The organism is Paracoccus sp. S1E-3, from assembly GCF_013868135.1.
In the GTDB taxonomy this organism is placed as follows: domain Bacteria; phylum Pseudomonadota; class Alphaproteobacteria; order Rhodobacterales; family Rhodobacteraceae; genus Paracoccus.
Genome location: NZ_JACEMU010000014.1, coordinates 50,001 through 52,842, shown reverse-complemented (window position 1 = coordinate 52,842; position 2,842 = coordinate 50,001). Strand labels below are relative to the sequence as shown.

Sequence of the window (2,842 nt, the reverse complement as noted above, 5' to 3'; positions counted from 1 at the left end):
CCTTCAGGTTATGAGCCTGACGAGCTACCGGGCTGCTCTACCCCGCGCCATTCTGCGCGATCTGTTGCGCGGCTGCGCCGATTGTTGGGTTGGCGCGATGATCTGGATCGTTCGAGAGCTGCGTTTCTTATCAGATCTGGCGGTGACCTACTCTCCCACGTCTTGAGACGCAGTACCATTGGCGCAACGGCGCTTAACGGCCGAGTTCGGGATGGGATCGGGTGTTTCGCTCGTGCTATGTCCACCAGATCAGATAAGAAACGCTCAGCGTTGCGGACCTTGCGGTCCGTAAGTTGTCCAAGGATGCTTTTGGAAGCGGGGATCTGTGTCAGATCTGGCCACTTCCGGATCAAATCAAGCCTGTCGAGCCATTAGTACCGGTCAACTGAACGCATTGCTGCGCTTACATCTCCGGCCTATCGACGTGGTGGTCTTCCACGGCTCTCAAGGGATACCTGGTTTTGAGGGGGGCTTCACGCTTAGATGCCTTCAGCGTTTATCCTGTCCGTTCATAGCTACCCAGCACTGCCGTTGGCACGACAACTGGTCCACCAGTGGAACGTTCACCCCGGTCCTCTCGTACTAGGGGCAACTCCTCTCAAGTATCCTACACCCACGGCAGATAGGGACCGAACTGTCTCACGACGTTCTAAACCCAGCTCACGTACCTCTTTAAACGGCGAACAGCCGTACCCTTGGGACCTGCTCCAGCCCCAGGATGAGATGAGCCGACATCGAGGTGCCAAACGATGCCGTCGATATGGACTCTTGGGCATCATCAGCCTGTTATCCCCAGCGTACCTTTTATCCGTTGAGCGATGGCCCTTCCACTCGGGACCACCGGATCACTATGGCCGTCTTTCGACTCTGCTCGACTTGTCAGTCTCGCAGTCAGGCTGGCTTCTGCCATTGCACTCAACGAGCGATTTCCGACCGCTCTGAGCCAACCTTCGCGCGCCTCCGTTACTCTTTAGGAGGCGACCGCCCCAGTCAAACTACCCACCACGCAGGGTCCCGGACCCGGATAACGGGCCGCGGTTAGACATCAAGAGTGCGAAGGGCGGTATCTCAAGGATGGCTCCACGGGAACTGGCGTCCCCGTTTCAAAGCCTACCGCCTATCCTGCACATCACAATCCTGATGCCAGTGCGAAGCTATAGTAAAGGTGCATGGGGTCTTTCCGTCTAACCGCGGGAAGTCTGCATCTTCACAGACAATTCAATTTCGCTGAGTCCACATTTGAGACAGCGGGGAAGTCGTTACGCCATTCGTGCAGGTCGGAACTTACCCGACAAGGAATTTCGCTACCTTAGGACCGTTATAGTTACGGCCGCCGTTTACCGGGGCTTCAATTCAATGCTTGCACATCTCCTTTTAACCTTCCGGCACCGGGCAGGCGTCAGACCCTATACGTCGTCTTGCGACTTCGCAGAGCCCTGTGTTTTTAGTAAACAGTCGCCACCCCCTGGTTTGTGCCCCCCGCCAACAGTTGCCTGCCAACGGGGCCTCCTTCTCGCGAACTTACGGAGGTATTTTGCCGAGTTCCTTAAATGTGGTTCTCTCAAGCGCCTTGGTATTCTCTACCAGTCCACCTGTGTCGGTTTAGGGTACGGTCTCATGGAGGGCTGTTTCCAGGAACCGCTCAGCAGCAAGGTCAATCCGATAAGACCTCACTACACCTGCGATCCGTCACCATCTCCTGGCCCAGGAATATTAACCTGGTTCCCATCGACTACGCCTTTCGGCCTCGCCTTAGGGGCCGGCTTACCCTGCTCAGATTAGCTTTAAGCAGGAACCCTTGGACTTTCGGCGACAGGGTCTCTCACCCTGTTTGTCGCTACTCATGTCAACATTCTCACTTCTGATCACTCCACCGGATGCCTTACGGCCCGGCTTCACAGTCAGAACAATGCCTCCGTTGATCCCGAAGGAACAAAAGAGGCAGCGTTCTCTATCACAGAACGCTCCGCTACCGCGTGCACAGATGTGCACACCCAAAGCTTCGGCTCGTGGCTTGAGCCCCGTTACATCTTCGCCGCAAGACCTCTTGATTAGACCAGTGAGCTGTTACGCTATCTTTAAAGGATGGCTGCTTCTAAGCCAACCTCCTGGTTGTTTTGGAAGTCTCACATGCTTTCCCACTTAGCCACGAATTGGGGGCCTTAGCTGTTGGTCAGGGTTGTTTCCCTCTCCACGACGGACGTTAGCACCCGCCGTGTGTCTCCCGGATAGTCCTTCCTGGTATTCGGAGTTTGCTTAGACTCAGTAAGGCTGTGGGCCCCCATCATCCATGCAGTGCTCTACCCCCAGGAGGATACGTCCGAGGCGCTACCTAAATAGCTTTCGCGGAGAACCAGCTATCTCCGAGTTTGATTGGCCTTTCACCCCTAGCCACACGTCATCCCGACCTTTTTCAACAGGTGTGGGTTCGGACCTCCAGTTGGTGTTACCCAACCTTCATCCTGCACATGGCTAGATCACTCGGTTTCGGGTCTGATCCATCTGACTGAAGTCGCGCATTTAACACTCGCTTTCGCTGCGCCTACACCTAACGGCTTAAGCTTGCCAGATAGACCAAGTCGTTGACCCATTATACAAAAGGTACGCCGTCACCGCTCAAGGCGGCTCCGACTGCTTGTAGGCGTCCGGTTTCAGAAACTGTTTCACTCCCCTCGTCGGGGTGCTTTTCACCTTTCCCTCACGGTACTGGTTCGCTATCGGTCAGCAAGGAGTACTTAGCCTTCGAGGGTGGTCCCCCGATCTTCAGACAGGATTTCACGTGTCCCGCCCTACTTAATACGTCCAATCGAACTTCCCATACGGGGCTGTCACCCGCTCTGGC

General features: G+C 55.5%; 2 rRNA genes (1 of these 2 running past the window's edge). Both read right to left on the bottom strand.

Annotated elements, in window-relative coordinates:
• Positions 1–134: 134 nt before the first annotated feature.
• Positions 135–249, bottom strand: a 5S ribosomal RNA gene (rrf, locus tag H1S04_RS13490).
• A 101-nt stretch (positions 250–350) separates the two neighbouring features.
• Positions 351–2,842 (bottom strand): 23S ribosomal RNA (locus H1S04_RS13485); it runs 344 nt beyond the window's last position.